General features: G+C 45.2%; 1 protein-coding gene. It reads right to left on the bottom strand.

Annotation, left to right across the window (positions count from 1 at the left end; all coding sequences use genetic code 11):
* Positions 1-2,480, bottom strand: a 2,480-nt coding sequence (gene clpB / locus ACFIO3_RS08910) for an ATP-dependent chaperone ClpB (protein WP_375704337.1), incomplete at its 3' end; no start/stop codon positions are given.
* Between the last annotated feature and the right edge of the window lie 296 nt (positions 2,481-2,776).

The following is a 2,776-nucleotide window of genomic DNA, read 5'->3' as shown; positions in this document are numbered from 1 at the left end:
TCTTGAATTTCTTTTTGAATAATCCGTTTAAGCGGACGAGCACCATAGAGCGGATCATAGCCCTTATCGGCAAGAAATTTTCTCACCTCTGGCTCGATTTGCAAAGTTATTTTGCGTTCATTGAGTAGATTTTGCAAATGTTCTATCTGAATATCAACGATAGCCTCCATATCGTGACGTTGCAGCCTTTGAAAGAGAATAATCTCATCAATACGGTTTAAAAATTCAGGACGGAAAGCGGCTTTGACGACATTCATAACATCATTTTTTGCCTGATCTGTTGCTTGCCCTTCAGGCAAAGCAGTTAAAAACTCAGCACCAAGATTAGAAGTCATAATCAGCAAGGTATTTCGAAAGTCAACGGTACGTCCTTGACTATCCGTCAAGCGTCCCTCATCCAACACTTGCAACAAGAGATTAAAAATATCAGGGTGTGCTTTTTCAATTTCGTCAAACAGAATGACCTGGTAAGGTCTTCTACGTACAGCCTCCGTCAGCACGCCCCCTTCTTCATATCCAACATATCCAGGAGGTGCCCCAATCAGCCGCGCCCCAGCATGCTTTTCCATATATTCCGACATATCAATACGCAACATGGCATTTGGGTCTTGAAAGAGAAAAGCGGCCAGAGCTTTGGTTAACTCGGTTTTTCCCACCCCCGTAGGTCCCAAGAACATGAAAGACCCCAGCGGACGGTTAGGATCTTGCAGCCCCGCACGCGCACGCCGTACAGCACGAGAAACAGCTTGAACAGCCTCTCCCTGCCCAATCACACGTTTGCTAATTTCATCTTCCATCCGCAACAGCGCCTCCCGTTCTGCCTCCAGCATTCGATCAACAGGAATACCGGTCCAGCGCGAAACAATCCGCGCCACATGTTCAGCCGTCACCGTTTCTTCAACGAGATGATTTTGTTGGTCATCATTTTCCGCGATACTCAATTGTTTTTCGAGTTCAGGAATGACACTATAAGCGAGCTCTCCAGCGCGTTGGAATTGTCCATCACGCTGTGCAATAGCCAAAGCATTACGGGCTTCTTCGAGTTGTTTTTTCAAATCAGCAGCATGCCCTAATTTTTGTTTCTCAGCCTGCCAAGCACTTGTCATCTCAGCGGACTGTTGTTCCAATGTTTTCAGTTCCTCCTGCACATTTTTCAACCGTTCTTTTGCTGTTGGCTCGACATCTGTTTTCAAAGCTTCCCGTTCGATCTTCAACTGTAAAATACGCCGATCAACAGCATCGAGTTCTTCCGGCTTTGAATCGACCTGCATACGCAAACGTGCCGCCGCTTCATCGATAAGATCAATAGCTTTATCCGGCAAGAAGCGATCCGTAATATAGCGGTTAGACAAACGCGCGGCCGCAATTAAAGCACTATCAGCCAAGCGCACTTTGTGATGTTGTTCATATTTTTCCTTAATACCGCGCAAGATAGAAATAGTATCTTCCAAAGAGGGTTCAGGTACAAAGACAGGCTGGAAGCGGCGTGCCAAAGCAGCATCTTTTTCGACATATTTTCGATATTCATCGAGCGTAGTAGCACCCACACAATGGAGTTCTCCGCGTGCAAGAGCAGGCTTTAACAAGTTAGACGCATCCATAGGACCATCAGATTTTCCTGCTCCAACAAGATTGTGCAATTCATCAATAAAGAGGATAATTTGTCCATTTTCGGCTTGCACCTCTGCCAGCACTGCTTTGAGACGTTCTTCGAATTCTCCACGATATTTTGCACCAGCGATAAGCGCTCCCATATCGAGCGCATAGAGTTGTTTATCCCGCAAAGTTTCAGGGACATCGCCATTGATAATGCGCAGAGCTAACCCTTCCACAATAGCTGTTTTCCCCACCCCAGGCTCACCAATCAACACGGGATTATTTTTCGTCCGCCGTGAGAGCACCTGAATAGTGCGTCGAATTTCTTCTTCTCGTCCAATAACAGGGTCGAGTTTTCCTTCGCGTGCATCTTTTGTGAGATCCCGGGCATATTTTTGCAAGGCATCATATTGTCCTTCGGCATGGGGGCTTGTTGCTGTTTTTCCTTTCCGCAGCGCATTAATTGCCCGATTAAGCGCTTGCGGGGTCAATCCTCCACTTGTTAAAATATCGGCTGTTTTTGCGGTCTTTTCCATGATCAGCGCTTGCAACATGCGCTCCACGGTCACAAACTGATCACCGGCTTTTTTCGCAATATCCTCAGCCAGCGCGAAAACTTTTGCCAATGGCTGTGAAAGATAGAGCTGTCCATTTCCCCCTTGCACTTTAGGCAAAGCATCAAGTGCTTCTTTTAGCGCCTTTTGAATAAGAGTAAGATCACCACCAGCGTTTTGGATAAGCGATGCAGCCAATCCTTGAGAATCGTCTAACAACACTTTCAGGAAATGCTCCGGCATAAACTGCTGATGATCAGAAGCAAGAGCGCTATTTTGTGCTGATTGTAAAAAACCCTGTACGCGTTCGCTATATTTTTCCAAGTTCATTTTTTTTCCTTAAACCTCAAGCCATCACCACACTTTAACCTCTCCAATATTCCACAAAAGAAACATCCAGAAAGGATTATCCAGCCTCTAAAAAACACCGCGGAAAAAGCAGCATGAAGAAGAACCGTAGTGCTAAAAAGAATATGGGTTTCTACAAGCCTCATAGCAAGAGGGAGAAAAAAAATACGCTATCATTTTAAATAAAAACCGCAACTTTTCTTATACCCCACATCATCACTCCCCTTTTTAAACTCTCACCCACAAACTCCACCATTAAAACTTAAATTTGAACAGCA

Source organism: Bartonella sp. AD328YNZD (assembly GCF_042196425.1).
The sequence above is the reverse complement of the archived record's forward strand: the minus strand, read 5'-3'. Positions and strand labels throughout refer to the sequence as shown.